14 protein-coding genes and 1 pseudogene are annotated in these 25672 nt (G+C 43.9%); 11 read left to right on the top strand and 4 right to left on the bottom strand.

Features of this window, described 5'->3' with window-relative positions:
- Nucleotide 1: 1 nt before the first annotated feature.
- The 3 genes and pseudogenes from tsaE to BDI_RS16680 form a co-directional block, all read right to left on the bottom strand.
- The gene (gene tsaE / locus BDI_RS16695; RefSeq protein ID WP_005859815.1) at nt 2-421 is read right to left on the bottom strand and encodes a tRNA (adenosine(37)-N6)-threonylcarbamoyltransferase complex ATPase subunit type 1 TsaE; all 420 of its coding nucleotides are present in this window, start codon (nt 419-421) and stop codon (nt 2-4) included.
- A 75-nt stretch (nt 422-496) separates the two neighbouring features.
- Nucleotides 497-2047: a PglZ domain-containing protein gene (locus tag BDI_RS16690; protein WP_005867323.1), complete on the bottom strand. Its 1551-nt coding sequence runs from the start codon at nt 2045-2047 to the stop codon at nt 497-499.
- A 371-nt stretch (nt 2048-2418) separates the two neighbouring features.
- A pseudogene (locus BDI_RS16680) lies at nt 2419-2811 on the bottom strand (PD-(D/E)XK nuclease domain-containing protein); the annotation flags it as partial.
- 207 nt (nt 2812-3018) lie between these two features.
- Here BDI_RS16680 and BDI_RS16675 point away from each other — a divergent pair.
- From BDI_RS16675 to BDI_RS16645, 7 genes are all read left to right on the top strand, one after another.
- Nucleotides 3019-3564 (top strand): RNA polymerase sigma-70 factor, encoded by a 546-nt coding sequence (locus BDI_RS16675; protein WP_011967280.1) that lies wholly within the window; start codon nt 3019-3021, stop codon nt 3562-3564.
- Between the two features lie 75 nt (nt 3565-3639).
- The gene (locus tag BDI_RS16670; RefSeq protein ID WP_005859824.1) at nt 3640-4569 is read left to right on the top strand and encodes a FecR domain-containing protein; all 930 of its coding nucleotides are present in this window, start codon (nt 3640-3642) and stop codon (nt 4567-4569) included.
- A 161-nt stretch (nt 4570-4730) separates the two neighbouring features.
- Nucleotides 4731-7964 (top strand): TonB-dependent receptor, encoded by a 3234-nt coding sequence (locus tag BDI_RS16665; RefSeq protein ID WP_011967279.1) that lies wholly within the window; start codon nt 4731-4733, stop codon nt 7962-7964.
- 13 nt (nt 7965-7977) lie between these two features.
- A complete protein-coding gene (locus tag BDI_RS16660) occupies nt 7978-9591 on the top strand; it encodes a RagB/SusD family nutrient uptake outer membrane protein (RefSeq protein WP_011967278.1) in 1614 nt (537 codons plus the stop codon).
- Between the two features lie 63 nt (nt 9592-9654).
- Nucleotides 9655-11202, top strand: coding sequence for an MGH1-like glycoside hydrolase domain-containing protein (locus tag BDI_RS16655; protein WP_005859830.1), 1548 nt, complete (start codon nt 9655-9657; stop codon nt 11200-11202).
- Nucleotides 11203-11289: 87 nt separating this feature from the next.
- Complete coding sequence (locus BDI_RS16650; protein WP_005859832.1) at nt 11290-13143, top strand: glycoside hydrolase family 127 protein; 1854 nt, start codon at nt 11290-11292, stop codon at nt 13141-13143.
- 24 nt (nt 13144-13167) lie between these two features.
- Nucleotides 13168-15219 (top strand): beta-L-arabinofuranosidase domain-containing protein, encoded by a 2052-nt coding sequence (locus tag BDI_RS16645; protein ID WP_005859834.1) that lies wholly within the window; start codon nt 13168-13170, stop codon nt 15217-15219.
- Between the two features lie 86 nt (nt 15220-15305).
- Here BDI_RS16645 and BDI_RS16640 read toward each other — a convergent pair whose 3' ends face one another.
- On the bottom strand, nt 15306-16805 hold the full coding sequence (locus BDI_RS16640) for a potassium/proton antiporter (RefSeq protein WP_009275279.1): 1500 nt from the start codon (nt 16803-16805) through the stop codon (nt 15306-15308).
- A gap of 220 nt (nt 16806-17025) precedes the next feature.
- Here BDI_RS16640 and BDI_RS16635 point away from each other — a divergent pair, with 220 nt between their 5' ends.
- From BDI_RS16635 to BDI_RS16620, 4 genes are all read left to right on the top strand, one after another.
- On the top strand, nt 17026-19686 hold the full coding sequence (locus BDI_RS16635; protein ID WP_226769863.1) for a transglutaminase domain-containing protein: 2661 nt from the start codon (nt 17026-17028) through the stop codon (nt 19684-19686).
- A 322-nt stretch (nt 19687-20008) separates the two neighbouring features.
- A complete protein-coding gene (locus BDI_RS16630) occupies nt 20009-21109 on the top strand; it encodes an efflux RND transporter periplasmic adaptor subunit (protein WP_034526630.1) in 1101 nt (366 codons plus the stop codon).
- Nucleotides 21110-21120: 11 nt separating this feature from the next.
- A complete protein-coding gene (locus BDI_RS16625; protein ID WP_011967276.1) occupies nt 21121-24156 on the top strand; it encodes an efflux RND transporter permease subunit in 3036 nt (1011 codons plus the stop codon).
- 11 nt (nt 24157-24167) lie between these two features.
- Complete coding sequence (locus tag BDI_RS16620; protein ID WP_005859846.1) at nt 24168-25511, top strand: TolC family protein; 1344 nt, start codon at nt 24168-24170, stop codon at nt 25509-25511.
- The last annotated feature ends 161 nt before the right edge of the window (nt 25512-25672 follow it).

Genomic DNA, 25672 nt, shown 5'->3' with positions numbered 1-25672 from the left:
CTTACTTAACCTCTACAGTACGTGAACCGTCCGGATTCTCCGAGATCGTTACATCTACCACATCTCCGGGCAACAACTCATCTATTTTCTCCGGCCATTCGATAAAACATAAAGCTCCGCTATAGAAATAATCCTCTGTTCCGATATCCTCCGCCTCACTCAATTTATTGATCCGGTAAAAATCAAAATGATAAATCAATTCTCCCGTCGTATCGCTACGGTACTCATTGATAATAGCGAATGTGGGACTGTTGATCACATCCTCCACACCCAATTCCTCACAGATCGCCTTGATAAAGGTAGTCTTACCGGCCCCCATCGGACCATAGAAGGCAAAGACCGTACGATCATCCATCCCGGCGATAAACTCCTTAGCCGCCTCATGGATCTTATCCAAACTTTCTATTTTCAGTATGCTCATAGCATTCGTGTTTACAGTTTATATGGACTGCAAAGTTCGTGATATTTATGATATACGCAACTTTTCGGCATATTATCATTTCGGTTCCATCGTAATAAACGGCACCAACATCTCCTCCATCGAGATTCCTCCGTGCTGGAATGTATTTTTATAATAGGATACGTAATAGTTATAATTATTCGGATAAGCGAAGAAATTCTCTCCGTAGGCGAAAATATACTTACTGCTTAGATTCGGGGAGGGAAGTCCTACTTTTTCCGGATCCCGGATCTCGAATACCTCTTTCGGGTTATAATTCAAGTTCTTGCCTACTTTATAGCGTAGATTGGTATTCGTATTCTTATCACCTATCACCTTGATCGGATTCGTTACCCGGATCGTTCCATGATCGGTCGTAACGATTACTTTTCCTCCCCGCTCGGCGATTCGTTTGAATAACTCGAGCGTAGAAGAGTGCTGGAACCATGATTTAGTCAAGCTGCGATAGGCTGCCTCGCTTTGCGCCAACTCACGGATCATCTTACTCTCCGTACGAGCATGCGAAAGCATATCCACGAAGTTCAGCACAATCACATTCAGTTGATTACGAGTAAGAGAAGGGATCGTAGCCAACAATTTCTCTCCATATTGGGAATCGTGTACTTTATTATATGAGAAGGTATATTTCTTACGGAACCGATCGATCTGGGTTTGAATCAATGGAGCCTCATTCAAATTCTTACCTTCCTCGCTCTCCTCATCCACCCACAAATCCGGAAACATCTGCTCTATTTGCGAAGGCATCAAGCCCGAGAATATGGAGTTGCGGGCATATTGCGTGGCGGTTGGCAGTATGCTATAATACAAGCTCTCGTCAAACGTAAAATACTCAGTAAGCAATTCTTTTACCACCCGCCATTGATCCAGCCGGAAATTATCGATCAATATAAAGAAAACCTTCTCGTCATTATCCAACATTGGGAAGACTTTCTTCTTAAACAGGTCGGGGCTCATCAACGGGCGATCGGCCGGATTCTGTATCCAGTCCACATAATTCTTCTTCACGAATTTGGCAAAAGCGTTATTGGCCTCTTCCTTCTGCATACGGAGCATATCTGTCATTGCCACTTGGCTGCTTTCCAGTTCCAGTTCCCAGTACACCAGTTTCTTATAGACCTCCATCCAGTCGTCTGTGGTCAAGGAATCATTGATTTGCATACCAATACGACCGAATTCCTGCTGATAACCCACCGTGGTCGTCTCGGAGATAATCACGTTCTTATGGACATTCTTCTTGATAGAGAGAAGCAATTGGTTGGGATTTACCGGTTTGATCAAATAATCCGCGATCTTATTTCCGATCGCCTGATTCATGATACTTTCCTCCTCACTTTTAGTCACCATCACGACCGGCACATTCGGAGCGATCTCCTTGATATGCGACAGCGTCTCCAACCCAGTCAAGCCAGGCATATTCTCATCGAGAAAAATAATATCAAACGATTGTTCCTTACAGCAGTCAATAGCGTCTTGCCCGCTCACCACCGGAACGACCTCATACCCTTTGTCCTGCAAGAACAAGATATGCGGTTTCAACAAATCAATCTCGTCATCCGCCCAAAGTACTCTGTCTTTCTTCGCTGCCATATGCTTACCTAGTTTATTTACAAAAATATCGATAATCCTTCATATAACAACGGATTATAGAGATGTTTCGTATATAGGATGATTTTTAACATATTAAGAAGCCAATATCTCACCATTCTGGGAATGGCAGAGAGACTGGTTCAAAAAACTTTTACTTTTCATCAAAACACGTACGTGTTTGGAGTAAAACATGCACATGTTTATAAAAAGCTATTTATCAACGAATTAAACAAGCAGTTTCAAATAAGACTTATTGTTAATTATCGAAGTGTTAAGTGAATAACTTACGGCTTGTCAAGCCACAAGCTTACGAGTTAGGAAGTGATAAGTTATTCACTTGGGAAACTTTATTCTAGTGGTTTAGCGCAGGTCTAAACAATCTCCCAACAACCCAGATTCCGATCCTCTTTACTAAAGGAAACACCTATTTTCACCAGTTCACGCCCATCAGCCTCATAAGGCAGCAGATAACCTTTCTCGTCAATCTGCCTCAAGGCATCTTTCACGGAACCGTCCAGCTTGAACTCAAAAACATAAATATAATCTTTCGTCTTTACTACCGCATCCGCACGTCCCTTCGCACCGCGCACCTTCGCATCACAGAATTGTCCCATCAATTTAAACACCAGATAAAACACTACTTGATAATGACACTCCGTTTTAGCCTTTAACTCATAAGGGAAATCAGCGAAAAAGGCTTTTAAACGAGTGAGGAAGGCATCCACATCTCCAGATCTCAATTCCCGAACAAACTTCCCGATATAAGAAAGACGAGGCTTCCGCCTCCACATCATCAATTAAAGTCCGAAGATCGTAGTTCCGCATTCCTATATCCATAAGACCTAATGATTTAATGCTTTTCACAAAGATATCCATTTTTCACCGCTCAATCTGTTCTTAACATCTTTTTTAGCCCAATACTGTTTTTCTATCCAAAAATTTCTACATTTGTCATCCAATCTACATTGAAAATGAAAGGAGATGATTTCAATAGTATCTATGAACGAAATTACCGACGGTCATTTCTGTTTACAAAATCATATGTACACGACGATATGGCGGCAGAAGATATCGTGGCAGAATCTCTCGTGAAATATTGGAGATTATCCCTATCACAAGAGGCAGAGACCTCAGAAACTCTTCTGCTAACCATATTAAAAAACAAAGCCTTAGATTATTTACGACATAAAGTAATCCACGAATCCGCCATTGAAAACATCATGGAACTTAATGATCGTGAACTCAATATTCGTATATCGACACTTGAAGCATGTGATCCAGAAGAAATATTCTCTCACGAAATACAAACCATCATACACAATACACTACAATCATTGCCCGAGCAAACCCGCCGGATATTCGAGATGAGTCGTTTCGAGAATAAAACCGTGAAAGAAATAGCGGAAGAGACCAACATTACTGCAAAAGGAGTAGAATATCATATAACTAAGGCATTAAAGGTATTACGTATCAACCTAAAAGATTACCTGCCCTTATTTTATTTTCTTTTTTCTTAATTTTTTTCGCTTTTCCACTAGGGATCTACCTCATTGTATCGTTTTTATAATACAAAGCGAAATTAATAGATATTCATGGAGCAATTACTACAACGATATATAAGAGGTGAGGTTTCCGAAGAAGAGAGACTGAAAGTAGCGTCATGGTTGGACGAAAGCCCGGAGAATATGCGTGAATTTCTAGCTTTGCGCAAATTATATGATCTCTCACTTTGGCAAAGTGATACAAACGAGAAATATTCCGTTAGAAAGAGACATTTCTCAATACAAAAAATAACTATCGAGCTCTTAAAGATCGCAGCCATCTTTTTGGTTGGTTTTTGGGGTAGTAAACAACTATTGACACAACAACCAGACAAGGCACAAATGCAAACTATTCATGTACCAGCCGGACAACGGGCAGAGGTCATCTTGGCCGATGGTACACATGTATGGCTAAACTCTCGCTCAACCCTAAAATTTTCTGAACAATTCAGCGCAAACACTCGCAACGTGGAATTAGACGGCGAAGGCTACTTCTCCGTCCAGCACAATGAAAAAAGTCCATTTACCGTGCAAACTCCAAAGTATACAATCCAAGTATTGGGGACTGAATTTAATGTAAAAGCCTATCACAACAGCCCATTGTTTGAAACTGCCCTTATAAAAGGAAGTGTAGAAATAACTTCACCGGAGTTATCTCAAAGTCTTCGTCTAAAACCTGATGAGATCGCCGTAGCCAACAATGGAAGACTAGAAACATCTCACATCTCGGATTACAACTATTTCAAGTGGAAAGAGGGCCTATTTTGTTTTGAAAATGAATCGATCCAAGATCTAATAGACAAGTTACAACTTTATTACGATATCCAGATAGACGTACAACGCCCATCCCTACTCCAGTATCGTTACTCCGGTAAGTTTAGGATTAAGGATGGAGTCGAACATGTGCTAAAAGTACTTCAATTAAAACATAAGTTTACTTATACGAAGAATGAGGAAGAGAATTTGATTATAATAAAATAAACACATTTATTCACTACTTAAATCAATATGCCTATGAAACAGAAAAGTCGATAAATTCAATCGGTATGAAAAACCGGGAAATGTTGCAGCATCTCCCGGCAGAAGTCAGCACCGAATTATCCTTAAATTATTTAGTACTAACATTAAAACATCACAAATGTATGGAAAATAAAATATTTCGAGTCATGAAGTTAGCCTTAACAACACTATTTATTTTTACTACCGGATTATTAGCTTCTGTTCGCTCACAAAATATGCGTATAGACTTTATACTAAATAACGCTAAAACGTACAATATTCTGGAGGAGATTGAAAAACAGACAGACTATCTTTTCATTTACAACGTTGAAGAAGTGGATCTTGAACGAAGAATCTCAATTACAGCCTCCAACCAAACTGTAACGGAGATTTTGTCCAATATCTTCAAGAATACAGACACGATCTATAAGATAGAAGGGAAGAACATCTTTCTGATGAGAAAAGAGGTAAATAGAGATTCATCTCCCCAACAAAGTAAAAAAGGAATTACAGGAACTGTAATTGATAAAAATGGAGAACCTATCATAGGAGCCAACGTTCTCATAAAAGGGACCTCTATCGGAACCATTACAGACTTTAATGGAAAATATACACTGGAAGTTCCAGAAAACGCTATTATCCAAATTTCATACATCGGGTATTTGAGTCAAGATATCAATGTAAACGGCAAGAAAGAAATAACTGTTCGTTTAGCGGAAGATACACAAAGTTTAGATGAAGTAGTCGTTGTTGGCTATGGTACTCAAAAAAAAGGAGAAGTCGCAAGTGCAATCTCTTCTATCAAATCCGAAAATTTCATCAAAACACCGTCTACCGACCCAGCCCAACTTATTAAAGGACAAGTACCGGGTTTAAGCATCATCACACCAGACGCAAATCCAACATCTACATCCGAAATTTCTCTTAGGGGAATCACAACCCTAAAAGCCAGCGCAAGCCCACTCGTTTTGATTGATGGTATTCCAGGAGACTTAAATTCAGTTTCACCTGATGACATTCAACAAATAGACGTATTAAAAGACGGCTCTGCCGCAGCGATCTACGGAACACGTGGAACAAATGGCGTAATTCTGATCACGACTAAAAACACCTTAGGAGAAATGCCAACAGAGGTGGACGTGAACGCATATATATCCACACAACAAATAATAAAAAGACTGCCTTTTATGAATGCGGACGAATACCGTCAACGAGTTAAAGAAGGAGTAGCCGGGGCTCAAGACGATGGTGCTACAACCGACTGGCTAGACCAAGTAACCCGTACCCCATTTACTCAAATTTACAACATCAGCTTACGAGGTGGTAGTCGTACAACAAATTATGTAGCTAGTTTTGAATATAGGGGGTTAAATGGATTAATCAAGCGAACCAACAACCAGATGTATTATCCCCGTATTGAAATTACACATCGTATGTTCAACAATAAATTAAAATTAAACGCTAGTTTAAGCGGATATAAGCAAAGTTATTTCTCTGGCTCGGATGGAGGAAGTTATAACAGCGAGGTTTACAGGAATGCTCTGATATACAATCCAACAACACCTGTCTATAATGCAGAGGGAAAATATTCGGAAAGTACCAAAAACGAATATTACAATCCTGTCGCTATGCTAAATGAGGTTGAAGGAGAAAATCAAGCTACAAATTTGAGGATGTTTGGAAATATCACTTACACTCCAATAGAAGGCTTGGACATTAAATATCTCGTTTCTTCCAACACTTATAATCAAACACGAGGTTATTACGAGACGCAAAACCATAAATCTACATGGAGAGATGGGAAAAATGGTTACGCATCTCGCGGAACAACACGAAAAGCGCAAGATCTATCAGAGCTAACAGTTCAATGGAGGAAAACACTACTAGAAGACCATTCATTCACGCTATTGGCCGGTTATAGTTGGCAAAAGGATACATATCAAAATTATTATATGCAAAACTATGATTTTCCATCTGACGATTACACATACAATAATATGGAAACCGGACAAGCCTTAAAAGATGGCAAAGCCACGGAATTCTCAGAAGCAAACGAAAGTAGGCTGATTGGTTATTTCGGCCGTTTAAACTACAGTTACAAGGGTAAATACATGCTAGCTGCCAGTATTCGTCACGAAGGATCCACCAAATTTGGCGCAGATCATAAATGGGGAAATTTCCCCTCCGTATCCGGTGCATGGAATATTAAAGGCGAGAATTTCCTAAAAGATATAGAAGAACTATCCACCTTAAAATTACGTGCAGGTTTCGGTATAACCGGTACAGTTCCCGATGATCCCTATATGTCCTTAAACACATTGGATTTCGGCACATATGTATATTACAATGGGTTATATATAAAAACCATCCGCCCAGATTCTAACGCTAATCCAGATTTAAGATGGGAGAAAAAGAAAGAGGTTAACATTGGTATAGATTTCGGATTTCTGGATGATCGTATCAGCGGTAATATTGACTATTATAATCGTAAAACAGAGGATCTGCTATGGGATTATACCGTACCATCTCCACCTTATCTCTATTCTAGTATGGTGGCGAACGCAGGTTCTATGAGAAATTCAGGTATCGAGGTTGGTATAACCGCAATACCCATACAAACCAAAGATTTTCAATGGACAACCTCGACCAACTACTCAACAAATAAAAACAAGCTATTATCACTATCTAATGATCAGTTTATATCTAGTGGTTACTCAGATAAAGGTTCCACCGGAGAACCATTACAAACCACTACACATCGCATTCAAGAAGGTGAACCAATAGGTAATTTTTGGGGATACAAAACAATTGATATTGACGATAATGGACATTGGATCATAGAGGGAGCAGATGGTAACCCTAAACCAATCTCCGAGCAACAACCAACAGATAAACAGGTCATCGGAAACGGCTTACCTAAGCACTACCTTAATTGGAACAATTCTATCAGTTGGAAAGGTTTCGATTTTTCAGTAACTATGCGTGGAGCTTTCGGATTTGATATCTTGAATATGCCACGCTTACAATATGGGGCTCCTGTCATGCTAGCAAGAGGTAATGTACTAAACGAGGCATTCGACACAAAATTTGGCAACTCTCCTTTGGCGATAGATCAGGAACTTCAATATGTAAGCTACTACATCGAAAAAGGCAACTACTGGAAAATAGATAATATAACCCTCGGTTATACATTCAATTTCAATACATGGATTAAACGGTTAAGGATATATGGGACAGTCTCTAACTTAGCCACCATCACTGGATATTCAGGAATCGATCCTGAGGTCAGTTTAAGTGGTTTGACTCCTGGCGTAGATAACAAAAACCGTTACCCGTCTACCCGAACTTACACATTTGGTGTTTCTATTAAATTTTAAATCGCAATAAATCATGAATACTTATATAAAAATTCTATTAGGCACTTGCTGCTCTTTTAGCATACTTTCTTGCAGCAACAATCTGGATGAGACCGTATATTCGAAAGTAACAGAACAAACATACAATTATACAGTAGATGATTTCACTCCTTCTATAGCGAGTGTATATAGTTATTTACGTAGCCAATCAGATCATTGGGGATACTTTTGCGCACAAGAAGTAAGCGCAGACGCAATCGTTATGCCACCTAATGCCTCTGGTTGGGATGATGGTGGCGCATACCGCCGTATGCATTATCAAACCTGGAATTCAGAGCAAGACCATGTGAAAAATATATGGTCATGGTTCTATCAAGGGGCTTTACTATGTAACAAAATTATCGAACAAATTAAAACAGGGGTAATACCCACACCCTCCGACACAGAAAAAACACAAGGATTAGCAGAGCTTCGGGCTATGCGAGCTTACTACTATTGGCAAATATGTGACAATTTCGGGGACGCTCCTCTTGTAACAACAACTGCGATGGATTTACCTGCCAAAAATACACGCAGAGAAATTTTCGACTTTGTAGAAAACGAACTTATAGAGGTAATACCTAATTTAAGCGAAGAAGTAGGAGGCAATTATTACGGGCGAATGACGAAATGGGCAGCCAAAGCTCTATTAGCCAACTTATATCTAAACGCACAAGTTTACATAAACGAAGCACGCTGGAATGACTGTATAACCCAATGTGATGATATTATAAACAGCGGGAAATTCACTTTAGCTGAAAATTACAAAGATCTTTTTAGGGCCCTGGGTGTCGAAAGCTGTAAAGAAATCATTTTTACAATCCCTTACGACGAGAATTTCGCTACGGGAAACAGTATATTTATGTTTTCTTGGCACGGTGAACTAAAAAAGAAATACAATACGATTGATACACCTTGGGGATGTGGATCTGCCATGGGAGTTACTCAATTCATAGACACTTACAATGAAAAAGATTCACGTTTAGCCGATACTTGGCTTATGGGGCAACAATTGGCCGCTGATGGTACTCCTTTATACGGAACTTATGATAAAATGGGAGAACCCCTGATCTACACGAAGGATATTCCTAGCGGAAATTATACCAGTGAGTTGGAAGGCTACAGAATGAATAAATTTGAGGTCGCTGAAAATTCATATTCCAGTTCAAACACAGACATTCCTGTATTCAGATATGCGGAAATTATGATGATGAAAGCCGAATGCTTGTTACGTACAGGAAAATCCGGGGCTGGTACTTTGGTTACTCAAGTGCGCCAAAGGGCGTTTAAAGATAATCCTGAATTAGCGACAGTAACAGACTCCCAATTAGCGGGAAATACTTGCTATCAATATGGTTATGTGGAAGATTATAAAATCGTAGATAGAGGAAACACTGATCCAATCCAATTCGGAAGGATGTATGATGAGCTGGGTTGGGAATTTGCTTGGGAAATGCATCGCCGCAGAGATGCCATTCGTTTTGGTATATATACGACAAAGAGCTGGTTATCTCACAAGCCTGAGGGGGATTATCGTTCAGTATTCCCTATTCCGGAAACAGTATTGACCTCAAATCCAAACCTAGAGCAGAATCCTAATTATTTATAAACAAACATAATGTCCAACCTAGGTGCCCTTCTTTTAGAAGGACACCTACAATAAAACCATTATATGAGCAGGAGTCATACACACATTTTCTATTTACTTATTGGACTTTGTTTTTCTGTAAATATTCAAGGGCAGATTTTAGATCGTCATTTATCTGATTTATATGCGGATAAATTCAACCAGCAAGATAAGGAAATATACATACAGTCCATATCGAACAAACAAGCTAAAGATTTTCTCGCCGAAAACATTCCTTTTTTCGAATGTCCCGATAAAGATATCGAAGAGATTTATTATTTCCGATGGTGGACTTATAGAAAACATATAAAAGAAACACCAGAGGGATTTATAATAACAGAATTTCTGCCTGATGTCTCTTGGGCTGGGAAATATAACGGAATTTGTTGTCCAGCTTGGTTTCATTTCAGGGAAGGGAGATGGCTACATGAACAGCGTTACTTGAATGATTACGCCTATTACTGGTTAAGGGGTGGAGGTGATGTTCGATCCTATAGTTTTCCTATAGCGAATGCAATCTACCAATATTTTTTAGTCACAGGGAACGACTCTATATTAAAAGAGTCATATCCTGAGCTGGTCTCTAACTTCAACGGATGGGAAAAAGAGAAATTTAATTCCGAAACCGGCCTTTTCTGGCAAACAGACAACCGTGACGGCATGGAAATTTCTATCGGAGGAAATGGCTATAGGGCTACCATTAACTCATATATGGCAGCAGAAGCAAATACTCTTTCTTGGGTCGCTCAGAAAAAGAATGATCCTCAAGGTTCCTATTTTCACGAGAAAGCAGAGGCTATCCGTAACAAAATGTTTGATTTACTATGGGACGAACAGGCTTCTTTTATAAAAGTACTGCCTATGGATAGCAAAGCAATATTACGCGATGTCAGGGAATTGCATGGTTACACGCCTTGGAGTTTTGATCTAGCAAATCATTCTTATGCTATCGCATGGAAATTTCTAATGGACAAAAACCATTTTTTTGCTCCATATGGTCCTACAACCGCAGAACAATGTCATCCCAAATTCAAAGTTGTCTATGAAGGGCACGAATGCCAATGGAATGGTCCGTCTTGGCCTTTCGCCACAGCCATGACATTGACAGGGTTAGCGAATTTACTGAACGATCAAGAACAAAACTATATATCCAAAGACGATTTTTGGACATTACTGAAAATATATACAAAAAGCCAACATCTCACACTCGATAATGGTAATGTCATTCCTTGGATCGACGAGAACCTAAATCCTTTTACGGGAGATTGGATATCCAGAACCATGTTGAAAAATCACCAACCTAAAGAGAGAGGCAGAAACTACAACCACTCCTCTTTTTGTGATTTAGTCATAAGTGGGCTGGTAGGAATTCGTCCGCAAAGCGAAGACGTTCTTATCGTCAATCCTTTGATACCAGAAGATAAATGGGACTATTTTTGCCTAGATCATATAATGTATCATCATAAAAAAATATGTATTCTATATGATAAAACAGGAAAAAAATATAGTAACGGGAAAGGATTCTTTATCTTCGTCGACGGAAAAAGAGTAGCATCAGCAGATGCTTTGACAAAAATGGTTTGTAAACTTTAAACTTTTTATTATAAATCAGACCTACTAACATCAATAGGTCTGATTTATAAAAGCATTGATTAGATTATAACTTTAAATCTCAAAAAAATGAAACAGTTCGTATTATTATCTTTGACATGTCTAACATTATGGGGATGTAAACAAGCTCCCCATAAAGAAGCTCCTTTCAAAATGATTGACCAAGTGGACTTCTCACAAGTTCATATACAAGATAATTTCTGGTCTCCCAGGTTAAAGAAACATATATCGACCACTTTGCCTGTTTGTATTGATCAGATCGAGAACCAGACAGGGCGCATCCGCAATTTTGAGAATGCGGCAAAAAGGGAAGGGGAACATTCCGGTATTTTCTTTGATGATTCTGATGTATACAAAGCGTTGGAAGGCATGGCATACAGTTTGATCAACAATCCAAATCCAGAGTTGGAGAAAAAAGCGGATGAATGGATCGATAAATTCGCCGCCGCCCAACTACCGGATGGATATATTAATACGTATTACACATTGACCGCCCCGGAAAAACGATGGACTAATATGGACAAGCATGAAATGTATTGTGCCGGACACATGATAGAGGCAGGAGTGGCCTATTATAAAGCTACCGGAAAACGAAAACTACTAGATGTTTGTATACGAATGACCGATCACATGATGAGTATCTTTGGACCGGGAAAACGAGATTGGGTTCCCGGACATGAGGAAATTGAGTTAGCCCTTGTCAAACTATATCAAACCACAGGAGAGCAAAAATACCTAGATTTCGCTGATTGGTTGATCGAGGAACGAGGACACGGGCATGGCTCGAAAGGTGGGGAAGGTGAATGGGATCCATTCTACTACCAAGATGACAAACCTGTACGTGAGATGAGTGATATCGCTGGTCATGCCGTTCGTTGCATGTACTTGTATTGTGGTATGGCGGATGTGGCAGCGTTAAAGCAAGATTCTGGATATATCGAATCTTTGAATCGGTTATGGGATGATGTCGTACTCCGAAATATGTACATTACCGGGGGGATCGGCTCCTCACGCCATAACGAAGGTTTCACAGAAGACTATGACCTGCCAAACCTAGATGCTTATTGTGAGACCTGCGCTTCGGTTGGAATGGTATTGTGGAATCAACGAATGAATCAATTTACTGGTGACTCCAAGTATATTGATGTCCTCGAACGATCCATGTACAATGGAGCTTTAGCCGGTATATCGCTGGAAGGGGATCGTTTTTTCTATGTTAATCCTTTGGAATCTAAAGGAGACCATCACCGTCAAGCATGGTATGGTTGCGCTTGTTGCCCAAGCCAAATATCTCGCTTCCTTCCATCTATCGGTAATTATATTTACGGAACCTCCAATGAGGCGATCTGGGTAAATCTGTACATAGGTAATTCTACTGAGATAAACACAGACAACACAAATGTCACGTTGAGACAAGAGACCAATTATCCTTGGGATGGAACTGTAAAACTAACTGTAACTCCTTCTAATCCGTTGAAAAAAGAGATACGTTTACGTATCCCTAGTTGGTGTGAACAATATACCTTATCGGTAAACGGGCAACTAGTAAAAGCTCCAACAGAGAAAGGATACGCCGTATTAAATAAAGAGTGGAAACAAGGAGACGTAATCTCCTTATCAATGGAGATGCCAGTCAAATTGATGACCGCAGACCCTAGAGTTAAGCAAAACATCGGTAAGCGTGCCATACAAAGAGGGCCTCTCGTATATTGCATGGAAGAGGTAGATAACCCTCAAGATTTTGATAACCTAAAAATCGCGGCGAACACCTCTTTTAATGCCCAGTTTAATCCGAAATTATTAAATGGGATTACAACCATAAAGGCCACTACGAATGAGTTGGCAATCACTTTGATCCCTTATTATACATGGGATAACCGGAAAGCGGGGAAAATGAAAGTATGGATTGATTATAACGAATGATATAAACTACTAATTTACTAACTTATGAAACTTCTTCCTAAAATATTAGCATTATCGCTCGCTATGGTCGTTACCACTTCCGTAGCGGCCAATCAGCTTGCTAATGAAAAAACAGCTATCTCTGTTAATTACAAAAACAACCGTTATCCGTTGCTACAGAAACCTTACATAGAATTACCGATCGGTTCTATCCGGCCTACCGGCTGGATGCAGGAGCAATTAGTACGGATGAAGAACGGCATGACTGGAAACTTGGATCAAGTATACGAGAAAGTCATGGGCCCTCGTAATGGTTGGCTAGGTGGTGATGGTGACGTATGGGAACGTGGCCCTTATTGGATAGACGGTCTTCTTCCACTAGCCTATATACTCAATGATCAAGCGCTTATCGATAAGGTAAAGCCATGGGTCGAATGGACCTTGGCTTCCCAAAAGCCCAACGGCTATTTCGGACCGGATACAGACCGGAGTTACGAACCGGGATTACAACGGGACAATTCCCGGGATTGGTGGCCTAAGATGGTGATGATGAAAGTAATGCAACAATATTACTCAGCCACAGGCGATACACGGGTCATTGATTTCTTTACTCGATATTTTAAATACCAATTAGCCGAGTTGCCTCAAAACCCACTAGGTAAATGGACCTTTTGGGGAGAGCAAAGAGGGGGTGATAATTTAATGGTCGTCTATTGGCTATATAATATCACAGGCGACAAGTTCTTATTGGATTTAGGAGAGTTGATTCACAAACAGACGTTTAACTGGACGGATATCTTCTTAAATCAAGATCATCTATCCCGCCAACTCAGTTTGCACTGTGTCAATCTGGCGCAAGGCTTCAAGGAACCGGTTGTTTATTATCAACAGAATCAAGATCCGAAACAGATATGCGCCGTTAAGAAAGCGGTAAAGGATATACATAATACGATCGGTCTCCCGACCGGGCTTTGGGGTGGCGACGAACTACTTCGTTTCGGTGAGCCGACTACCGGTTCCGAATTATGTACCGCCGTGGAGATGATGTTCTCATTGGAAGAGATGCTGGAAATTACAGGGGATGTTCAATGGGCCGATTATCTGGAGCGAGTGGCCTACAACGCATTGCCGACTCAAGTGACAGATGATTACTCTGCCCGTCAATATTATCAGCAAACCAACCAAGTAGCCGTTACTCGTGAGTGGCGTAATTTCTCCACGCCACACGATGATACGGATATCTTATTCGGAGAACTTACGGGTTATCCTTGTTGTACCTCAAACTTACATCAAGGCTGGCCTAAATTAGTTCAAAACCTTTGGTACGCTACGGCCGATAATGGTATAGCCGCTCTTGTATACGCACCTTCGAGTGTCAAAGCTAAGGTAGCCAACGGAGTGACCGTGCAAATCGAGGAAGAGACCGCTTATCCGTTTGACGAGACTCTGCATTTTAAATTCGCTTTCGAGGATAAAAAAATAAAGAGAGCCTTCTTCCCTTTCCATATTCGCATCCCAGCATGGTGTAATCAGCCGGTGATCAAACTGAACGGAGAGAATGTCGTCGTGGATGCATATCCCGGGGAGATCGCCCGTATCAACCGGGAATGGAAACAAGGTGATGTCCTAACCGTTGAACTCCCAATGCAAGTAGCGGCCAGCCGTTGGTACGGAGGCAGTGCGGTAATCGAACGGGGGCCATTGGTTTATGCCTTGAAGATGAACGAGAAATGGGAGAAGAAGACATTTGAAGGAGAGAAGGCGGCTCAATACGGTAACTGGTATTATCAAGTGACTTCAGATTCTCCTTGGAACTATGCGCTTACACATAAATCCTTGGAACCAGACCAAATCAACGACAACTTTGTCGTAGAGAAAACGAAAGTGACTACCGACTATCCTTGGAACATAGAGAATGCCCCGATTACAATCAAGGCGAAAGGCAAACGTCTTAATGGGTGGTCTTTATATAGAGGTTCCTCTGGTTCTATCTCGTATTTTACCCAGCAAGGCAATGATATGGGCGACGAAGAAAGCATCGAGTTAATCCCTTATGGCTGTACCACTTTACGTATAACTGAATTTCCGGTACGGTAAAAATAATGTACCAATATGCCAATGCTTATTCTACACAAATAGATCTGCATTGGCATATTGGCACATTCCCCCATTGGCACATTATTTCAATTCTTCTTCATCGTATAATCCTTCACCCCCAAGGAATCATACGCCTGCAAAAGCGCCTCGTCATTATCGGAGATCATTAACAACTTGTCGTTCTCCTTTAATTCCGTATTTCCTTTCGGGATGAAATAGCGGCCTTCCCGTTTCACCATTACCGCCAAGGTATGATCGGGTAAAGTCAGCTGCATCAATTTATTTCCATGGGATAATACCGCCGGGGTAATATCGATCTCGCTCATAGCGCTCTTGATCTCCTCGGGAAGCTCGATGCCAAACTCATCCTTTCGTTCCGGCTCATCCACCATATCCAGCCATTTAGCGGCTTGGGTAACCGTGGTTCCTTGAATCAGCAAAGAAAGAATCGTGATAAAAAATACGATATTAAAGAACATACCGGCATGCTCGATCCCGGCGATCATCGGGTAAGTAGCGAAAATAATAGGAACCGCCCCGCGTAATCCCACCCATGAGATATACAGTTTACCTTTGAAGGAGAAATTCTTATAAGGTATCAAGCAAAGGAACACGCTAATCGGACGGGCGATCAAGATCATAAAGACTCCCACCATAACACCTACACCCGTCACCGGTAATAACTCATGCGGGTTCACTAGCAAGCCTAACGTAAGGAACATCACGATCTGCCACAACCAAGCGAAACCGTCAAAGAACGTCCCCATACTTTTCTTGTGAACAATCTTAGCGTTACCAACCACCAAACCAGCGATATAAACCGCTAAATAGCCATTACCCTTACATAAGGTCGTAGCGGCGAAGGTGAAGAAAGCCGTAGCCAATAAAAGGATCGGATACAAAGACTCGTTATCTATATCGATCTTATTGATAATCAACACAGCCAGTCTCCCCAATAAGAAACCGGCGATAGCTCCCACCGATAATTGAATGACCAAGGATAGCCCGGCCTCCCAAATATTCATACCTCCGCTTTGTATGTAAGCGATCAGAAGCAAGGTAAGCATATAAGCCATCGGGTCATTACTACCACTCTCCAGCTCCAAGGTAGGACGCAGACGCTCTTTCAAATAAACCCCTTTACTGCGCAAGATGGAGAAAACCGAGGCTGAGTCCGTAGAGGACATGACCGCCGCCAGCAATAAAGATTCCGGGAAAGTCAACGTAACATATTTGCCAAATAAACCAAATAACCAATAGATAAACCCGCCCGTGATAAAGGTCGTAGCCAACACCCCGAGCGTAGCCAATACCACACCTTGCGAGGCGATAGGTTTGACCTCCGCAACTTTCGTGTCCATACCACCCGAGAACAAGATGATACTCAACGCCAACATGCCGATAAACTGGGCTACATTCGGATCGCTGAACTGGATGCCCAGACCATCGCTGCCAAACAACATTCCCACACCAAGGAACAACAACAAAGCGGGTAAGCCGAAACGATAACCGGCCTTACCTGCGAATATACTAAAAAACAGGATCACCGAGGCTATTAATAGCACTTGCTCAGGATTTTGAAACATACGCAAAACGGGTTTTATGATTAGTGATTTGATACTTTGTCACAAAGTTCGTAAACTTTTTGCAATTATAATCACACAAAAAGAAGAAATCCGGTCCCAAATTTACAGGAAGACCAGATTTATTCTTTCTATAGAAAAACAAATCTTTCTTACAAATTGTTCGAGAATTTTTCTATCTCGCATAGAATCATTACTTTTGGCAAACATACATATCCGCTTTATGAACAAAAAACATCTATTTGCGCTGTTGTTCACATTACTCGTATGGACGAGCTGTAACAACCAACAACATTTTATTACCGACGCCGCTTACCGAGCTGAGGTTGAGAACGATTTCCAAGCGAAACAGGCCGCTCTGCCTAACGGAAACCTTTTCGCAGTATTTAACGATCAAATGACTCCCGAAGAGAGGGAGGCGTTAACCTTCATGTACGCCTATATGCCGATTGGAGACATCACGGACTATAGTGGCGATTTCTATTTGAAAAACATCCGTTCCTCTTTCCAAGCACGGAATGAGATGCCTTGGGGCGATAGCATCCCAGAGGATATCTTCCGCCATTTCGTATTGCCGGTACGAATCAACAATGAGAATCTGGATGAAAGCCGCATGGTTTTCTTTGATGAGTTGAAAGACCGGGTGAAGGGTCTCTCGTTGTACGACGCCGTACTGGAAGTGAATCACTGGTGTCATGAGAAGGTTATCTATACTCCTTCCGATGGGCGCACAAGTTCCCCTTTGGCATCCGTGAAGACCGCCTACGGTCGTTGCGGCGAGGAGTCTACCTTCACGGTAGCCGCTTTACGTTCCGTGGGTATCCCCGCACGTCAGGTATATACACCTCGCTGGGCGCATACGGATGATAACCACGCATGGGTAGAAGCTTGGGTGAATGGTAAATGGTATTTCTTCGGCGCTTGCGAGCCCGAACCGGTATTGAATCTGGGTTGGTTCAACGGCCCTGCTTACCGGGGTATGTTGATGCATACGAAAGTATTCGGTAAATACAATGGCCCGGAGGATGTCATGGAACGTACCGATGGGTATACCGAGATCAACGTGATCGATAATTACGCACCTTCGGCTAAAGCTGTTATCACGGTTATGGATGCCAATGGCAAGCCGGTAAAGGACGCTTTGGTAGAATTCAAGATTTATAACTATGCCGAGTTTAACAGTGTAGCCCGCAAGAAGACGGACGCAGATGGCAAATGCTCATTATCCGCCGGAAAAGGGGATATGCTGGTATGGGCCAGCAAAGATGGCAAGTTCGGCTACAGCAAGGTCTCTTTCGGCAAGGACGGAGAGGTTACGATCGCCTTGAATAAGAAACCGGGAGATGTGGAGACGATCGCCCTAGATATCGTACCACCGGTAGACGGCTCTATCCCCGCAGAAGTTACACCGGAGCAAAAGGAGGCGAACGCCAAACGTTTATTGGAAGAAGACGCTATCCGTAATAAATATGTAGCTACTTTCTATACGGAAGAGAAAGCAGAGGCTTTAGCGAAAGAATTGGGTATCGACCCGATGAAGACAGAGGATTTCATGATCGGTAGCCGTGGTAACTGGATGGAGATCGAGAAGTTCTTACGGGAGACTCCCGCCGAGAAGCGTGTGCAAGCAATGGCTTTATTGGATGTCGTATCCGCTAAGGATCTACGTGATACACCTGCGTCTGTCTTTGCGGACCATTTAAACAATACGCCGGCCGTTCAAAGCGAATGGTTCAATGAATATATCATGAATCCTCGTGTGGCCAATGAGTTCCTGACTCCATATAAGAGTTTCTTCGCTGCAAACATTGAGCCTTCCCTTGCGAAACAAGCCGTAGAGAATCCACAGGCATTGGTGGATTGGGTGAAGAATAACGTCTCCATTAACGACGCGCTAAACGCACAACGTATTCCGATCATGCCGATGGGTGTATGGAAATCCCGTATCGCTGATAAGGGCTCCCGTAATATCTTCTTCGTGGCCGTGGCTCGTAGCTTAGGTATTCCGGCACGTATCGAGCCGGTAGCCCGCAAGATCCAGTACTTCAAGGACAACGCTTGGGTAGACGTCGATTTCGAGGCTGCCGTACAGACGACCGCTAAACAAGGCAAGGTAATCGCTTCTTACCAACCAATCAAGGCGCTGCAAGACCCGAAATATTACAGTCACTTCACGATCGCCAAGGTTTTGCCGAACGGTACTTTACAGACCTTGAATTTCGAGAGAGGCGGTAATGTGGATATGGGCTTGGGAGATACTTGGAGCGGATTACTGAAGAAACCGTTATCCATGGATGAAGGTAATTATATGTTAGTGACCGGTACTCGTATGGCAAACGGTAGCGTATTGGCCGAGATCGAGTTTTTCAATGTGGAGGCGGACAAGACCACCCCGATCCAATTGGAAATGCGTGAAAGCAAGGACGAGATACAGGTGATCGGTAATTTCAACTCCGAGAATAAGTTCAAACGTGCGGACAACGGTGAGGAGACCAGCCTGCTAGCTACTACCGGACGTGGCTACTATATCGTAGCGCTTCTAGGCTCCCGCCAAGAACCGACAAACCATGCGATGCGTGATATCGCCGCCGTGAAGAAGGAACTAGAAGATTGGGGACGAGGCATCGTGCTTCTCTTCCCTGACGAGAAGGGCTATAAGAACTTCGATCCGAAAGAGTTCGGCGATTTACCGGGCACGATCACATACGGTCTGGATATCGACGGGGCGATCCAAAAGGAGATGGCTACAGCGATGAAATTGCAAAACGCCAATACCTTGCCGATCTTCTTGATCGCCGATACGTTCAACCGTGTCGTATTTGTCTCTCAAGGCTATACGATTGGCTTGGGCGAGCAGTTAATGAAAGTTATACATAAGCTATAACAGATCGTTTCACAAGTGTGATCTGATCTTTTCACCCATGTGAAACGATCGGATCACGGCTGTGAAACGTTCTTTTCACCTATGTGAAAAGATCTATACGACAGGAGACACTCATTTCTTCTACCACAAACCGATCAGACTTCCTCCCTAGATTCGTTTTAATTCCCTTATTTTTCCCGTTCTTCCCAATCGGGGATTCATCTCTCAAAAAAATAATATCTTTGATTAAACCTTTTTACGAAAGGAGAGTCTAAACTTGCGTTTAGTTATATATTTTGGAGTAACGAGTGTAAATTATCAGTAAATACCATACGAGAACATGATGACAAAGAGAGCGAAATGGGGAGTTACGGCGGCTATCTTATTAATGATAGCGGGAATGATCGCTTACCCTCAATTGAAAAACAAGTTCAAGGCATCCCAAGATGCCGCTTCCGTCGTACCCACATCGGGCACGAGCCTGCGAAACCAGACACTTAACATCAACGCCGAGGTATTGAAATACCAATCATTAACCGATAAGATCATGAGTACCGGAAGTACCCTTCCGGACGAAGAGGTGGATTTGGCTTTCGAGTCTTCCGGTAAGGTGGTAGCCATCTATTTCACGGAAGGTAGCCACGTAAAGGCGGGCGATCTGTTGGCTAAAATCAATGACAAGCCGCTGCAAGCCCAGCTAAAGAAGCTGGAAGCCCAAGTTCCTTTAGCCAAGGATCGTGTCTATCGCCAACGCACCTTGCTGGAGAAAGACGCCGTCAGCCAAGAAGCCTACGAGCAAGTAGCCACCGAATATGAGAAGCTAATGGCGGATATCGAGCTAGTCAAAGCGAATATCGCCCAGACAGAGCTTCGGGCTCCTTTCGACGGGATCATCGGACTTCGCTCCGTGAGTGAGGGCGCATACGTTACTTCCTCCTCTTCCGTAATCGCGAAGTTGACCAAGATATCCCCGTTGAAAATCGAGTTCTCCATTCCCGAGAGCTACGCGGCCGAGGTACAAGACGGAACCCCGATCCTGTTCCGCATGGAGAAAAACGGTATGATGCAGAACTATAAGGCGACCGTTTACGCTGTGGAAAGCAAGGTCGACATGGCGACCCGTACCTTGAAAGTACGTGCCACTTACCCGAATCCGGGCGAGAATATCTTACCCGGCCGTTATACCTCCGTCGAGATCAGCAAGCGGGAGATCAAGGACGCTTTAGCCATCCCCAGCGAGGCCGTTATCCCCGAGATGGGAAAAGACATCGTTTACTTATATAAGAACGGCGTGGCCGAGCCTCAAGAGATCACGATCGGTATACGAACCGAGAGCCGTGTACAGGTATTGCAAGGGTTGAATGTGGGCGATACGCTGATCACGTCCGGCGTGATGCAGTTACGTACCGGCATGAAAGTTTCTATTGATAACTTGACTGAATAAGGAGAAGAACGATGGCAAATATTTCAGAAACCAGTATAAACCGGCCCGTACTCTCGACAGTGATGATGCTGGTCATCCTCCTGTTCGGCTTTATCGGTTACCGGTTCCTTGGCGTCCGGGAGTTCCCGAGCGTAGACCAGCCGATTATCTCGGTCAACGTATCTTATCCCGGAGCGAACGCCGACGTGATCATGAATCAGATCACCGAGCCGTTGGAGCAGAATATCAACGGTATCCCGGGTATCCGTTCATTGAGTAGCGTGAGTAGCCAAGGCAGCAGCCGCATCACGGTAGAGTTCGAGTTGTCCGTGGATATGGAGACGGCGGCGAACGATGTACGTGATAAGGTATCTCGTGCCCAACGCTACCTTCCCCGTGACTGCGACCCGCCTACGGTATCGAAAGCGGATGCCGATGCCTCCCCGATCATGCAGATCGCCATCCGAAGCAACAAACGCTCGTTGATGGAGTTGAGCGAGATCGCCGAGCTAACGGTAAAAGAGCGTTTGCAGACCATCGAGAACGTGAGTGGCGTGGATATCTGGGGACAAAAACGGTATTCCATGCGTCTATGGCTGGACCCAATCAAGATGGCGGGTTACGGAGTGACCCCGATGGACGTGAAAAACGCCGTCGATAACGAGAACGTGGAGCTTCCCTCCGGTAGCATCGAGGGAAATACGATCTCCTTATCCATCCGTACCTTAGGATTGATGCATACCGCCAAGGAGTTCAACGATTTAATCATCAAGGAAGACAACAACAACATCGTGCGCTTCAGCGATATCGGACGTGCGGAGGTAGCTCCCGAGGACTTGCGGAGCTTACTGAAGAAGAACGGCGAGCCAATGGTTATGACCGTTATCATCCCCCAACCGGGAGCCAACCATATCGAGATCGCCGACGAAGCCTACAAGCGTATCGAGCAATTACAAAAAGACCTGCCGGAAGATGTCACGATCGAGATGATGTATGACAACACTCGCTTTATCCGGGCCTCTATCAGTGAAGTACAACAGACGATTTACGAGGCTTTCCTCTTGGTCGTATTGATTATCTTCTTGTTCCTCCGTGACTGGCGGGTCACGCTGGTTCCTGTCGTCGTTATCCCCGTATCGTTGGTAGGAGCTTTCTTCGTGATGTATATCTCCGGATTCTCCATCAACGTATTGACGATGTTGGCGGTCGTGCTCTCGGTCGGTCTGGTGGTAGACGACGCAATCGTGGTGGCGGAGAATATATATGTACGTATCGAGCAAGGCATGTCCCCGAAAGAGGCGGGTATCGAAGGATCGAAAGAGATCTTCTTCGCCGTGGTATCTACCACGATCACCCTGATCTCCGTATTCTTGCCGATCGTGTTTATGGAAGGTATGACGGGGCGCTTATTCAAGGAGTTCAGTATCGTGATCGCCGGTTCGGTCGCTATCTCCTCGTTCGTGGCCCTTACGTTTACACCGATGTTGGCTACCAAGCTATTGAAGAGGAGAGAGAAGAAAAACTGGTTCTATCGGAAGACCGAGCCGTTCTTCGAGGGATTGAACACGATCTACGCCAAGTCGTTGAACGCGTTCTTGAACCATAAGATATGGTCGATCCCTATCGTTATCCTTCTTTTCGGATCGATCGGGTACTTCTGGAAGAACATTCGTTCCGAGTTATCGCCTTTGGAGGACCGTTCCATGATCTCCGTGAATATGCGCGGGCCGGAAGGGGCTACCTTCGAGTTTATCCGCGACTACGCGGACCGTATCGAGCAAATAGCCGACTCCATCGCTCCCGAGAAGCAATCCATCATGACCCGCTCGTGGGAAGGAGGAGGTTCGCTAAACCTCATATTAAGTGATATCAAGGAACGGGAACGCTCGCAAATGGAGATCGCCGAGACCTTGTCGAAAGAGGTTCGCAAAGAGACCTTGGCCCGCGCCTTCGTACAACAGCAATCCACCTTCGGCGGACGCCGGGGCGGTATGCCTATCCAATACGTATTGCAGGCCCCGACCTTGGATAAACTGCAAGAGTTCCTGCCCTCGTTTATGCAAAAGGTGAACGAGAGCCCGGTCTTCCAGATGGCGGACGTGAACTTGCGCTTCACCAAGCCGGAGGCTCGTATCGAGATCGACCGGGATAAGGCTTCCTTATTGGGCGTCAGCACCCGCAACATCGCCCAGACCTTGCAATATGCGTTGAGCGGACAGCGTATGGGCTACTTCTATATGAATGGTAAGCAATACCAGATATTGGGCGAGATCAACCGCCAGCAACGAAATACCCCTGTCGATTTAAAATCGATCTATGTACGTAGTAACAATGGGGAAATGATCCAGCTGGATAACTTGGTTAAGGTTACGGAAAATGTGGCGCCGCCCCAATTGTATCGCTATAACCGTTTCGTATCAGCGACGGTTTCCAGTGGATTGAATAAAGGATACACGATCGGCGATGGTCTGGACGAGATGGATCGTATCGCCTCGGAGGTGCTGGATGGTAGCTTCCGCACCGCTCTTTCCGGCGAGTCGAAAGAGTTCCGCGAGAGTTCTTCCAGTTTGATGTTCGCCATGATCTTGGCCTTGTTGATGATTTATTTGGTGTTGGCCGCCCAGTTCGAGAGTTTCAAGGACCCGTTGGTAGTGATGTTCACCGTACCTTTGGCTATCGCCGGCGCGCTAATGTTCATGAGTTATTCGGGTATCACGATGAATATATTCAGCCAGATCGGTATCATTATGTTGATTGGTTTGGTGGCGAAGAACGGTATCTTGATCGTAGAGTTCGCCAATCAACGGCAAGAGTCGGGACTTAGTTTGCCGGAAGCGATCCGATCGTCCGCGACCCAGCGTCTGCGCCCGATCTTGATGACTAGCGTATCCACCATCCTCGGTTTGGTGCCATTGGTATACGCTACGGGCGAGGGTGCCCAAGGGCGTATCGCCATGGGTGTAGCGGTAGTAGGCGGAATGTTGGTATCGACCTTCTTGACCCTGTTTATCGTACCGGCCATGTATTCGTTTATATCCACCAACCGAAAAAAGAACATTACTGAATAATAAATAAACACATGAATAAGTACCTATATACATTACTATTGGCCTTCTCTTCCCTCTTTATGGCGGAGGCGCAGCAACTATTCGATCTGAAACGGTGTATCGAAACCGGATTAGAGCAGAACTACTCCATCCGTATCATTCGTAACGAGCAACAGATCAGCGACAATAACGCCACCCCGGGAAACGCCGGTTATCTGCCTACCGTAGATATGAGCGGCGGATTCAGCGGAAATATCAATAACAACCGTAACAGCCTGCAAGACGGATCGATCGAGAAGGCGAATGGTATAAACAGCGAGACGGGTAACGTCGGACTAAACGTTAACTGGACGGTTTTCGACGGTTTCGGTATCCAAGCCGAATACTCTCGCTTGAAAGAATTACAGCGAATGGGAGAATTGAACACCCGCATGACCATCGAGGATTTCGTAGCCAACCTTTCCAGCGAGTACTACAACCTGATCCGGCAGAAAATCCGTTTGCGTAACCTCCGTTCCACCTTGGATCTTTCCAAAGAGCGTTTACGGATCGTGGAAGAACGGTATTATATCGGTTCCATGTCCCGTCTGGACTTGCAACAGGCTCAAGTGGACTTCAACTCGGATAGCTCCAAGGTATTAAACCAATTGGAGGTCGTGCATACCTCCCGTATCCGCCTGAACGAGTTAATGGCATTAAATAATGTGGAGGAGGAAATCCAGATCAAGGACTCCTTGATCTACCCGAACCCGTTCCTCGACGAGGTAGATCTATGGAAGAATACCCTCGAAGCCAACGCCTCGCTCCTGATCGCCCAAAAGAACCAGACGTTGTCTCAGCTTGATTATAAAAAGGTAAAAAGCCGCTATTATCCCTATGTCAAGCTAAACGCAGGCTACGGCTACACGGCAAACTGGACGGAAGTGGGCAATTACGACCTCCAACAACGGCTGGGGCTTAATTACGGCGTGACCATCGGTATGAGCCTCTTCGATGGTTTCAACCGGAAACGTGAGCAACGCAACGCCCGCATCCAAATCGAGAACCAGCAATTGCGCATCCAAGAACTGGAACTTGCCCTGCGTGCGGACATGAGCAACTTCTGGATGGCCTATAAAAACAACCTCGACCTATGGAGCCTAGAGAAAGAGAACCTCGTAGCCGCCCAAGAGAACTACCGGATCGCCATCGACCGCTATAAACTCGGCGAGTTGTCTGGTATCGAATTGCGTGAGGCACAAAACAGTCTGCTAGAAGCTGAGGAGCGTCTTTCCGTGGCGGAATACTCCACCAAGATCTGTGAGATCTCGCTGCTTCAATTAAGCGGGCAGATATTAACCTATATCCGCCCAGAACCGGAGAAAGCCAGTTTCTAAGATAAAGCCAGTGCCACGCTGATGGCATGACTGTGCCACTGCGATGGCACGCTGGTGCCACCGTTATGGCACGGCTGTGCCATCCGCATGGCACAAGTCATTATAACCCCGTTTAATGACTAGAGGCTTATGCTAATTGCGTTTTTTTATGTAAGTTCGCG

The sequence above is a fragment of the Parabacteroides distasonis ATCC 8503 genome, from assembly GCF_000012845.1.
In the GTDB taxonomy this organism is placed as follows: domain Bacteria; phylum Bacteroidota; class Bacteroidia; order Bacteroidales; family Tannerellaceae; genus Parabacteroides; species Parabacteroides distasonis.
The sequence above is the reverse complement of the archived record's forward strand: the minus strand, read 5'-3'. Positions and strand labels throughout refer to the sequence as shown.

Coding starts and splice junctions, on each gene's coding strand:
- tsaE (WP_005859815.1), bottom strand. CDS start 421: ATGAGCATACTGAAAATAGAAAGTTTGGATAAGATCCATGAGGCGGCT.
- BDI_RS16690 (WP_005867323.1), bottom strand. CDS start 2,047: ATGGCAGCGAAGAAAGACAGAGTACTTTGGGCGGATGACGAGATTGAT.
- BDI_RS16675 (WP_011967280.1), top strand. CDS start 3,019: ATGAAAGGAGATGATTTCAATAGTATCTATGAACGAAATTACCGACGG.
- BDI_RS16670 (WP_005859824.1), top strand. CDS start 3,640: ATGGAGCAATTACTACAACGATATATAAGAGGTGAGGTTTCCGAAGAA.
- BDI_RS16665 (WP_011967279.1), top strand. CDS start 4,731: ATGGAAAATAAAATATTTCGAGTCATGAAGTTAGCCTTAACAACACTA.
- BDI_RS16660 (WP_011967278.1), top strand. CDS start 7,978: ATGAATACTTATATAAAAATTCTATTAGGCACTTGCTGCTCTTTTAGC.
- BDI_RS16655 (WP_005859830.1), top strand. CDS start 9,655: ATGAGCAGGAGTCATACACACATTTTCTATTTACTTATTGGACTTTGT.
- BDI_RS16650 (WP_005859832.1), top strand. CDS start 11,290: ATGAAACAGTTCGTATTATTATCTTTGACATGTCTAACATTATGGGGA.
- BDI_RS16645 (WP_005859834.1), top strand. CDS start 13,168: ATGAAACTTCTTCCTAAAATATTAGCATTATCGCTCGCTATGGTCGTT.
- BDI_RS16640 (WP_009275279.1), bottom strand. CDS start 16,805: ATGTTTCAAAATCCTGAGCAAGTGCTATTAATAGCCTCGGTGATCCTG.
- BDI_RS16635 (WP_226769863.1), top strand. CDS start 17,026: ATGAACAAAAAACATCTATTTGCGCTGTTGTTCACATTACTCGTATGG.
- BDI_RS16630 (WP_034526630.1), top strand. CDS start 20,009: ATGACAAAGAGAGCGAAATGGGGAGTTACGGCGGCTATCTTATTAATG.
- BDI_RS16625 (WP_011967276.1), top strand. CDS start 21,121: ATGGCAAATATTTCAGAAACCAGTATAAACCGGCCCGTACTCTCGACA.
- BDI_RS16620 (WP_005859846.1), top strand. CDS start 24,168: ATGAATAAGTACCTATATACATTACTATTGGCCTTCTCTTCCCTCTTT.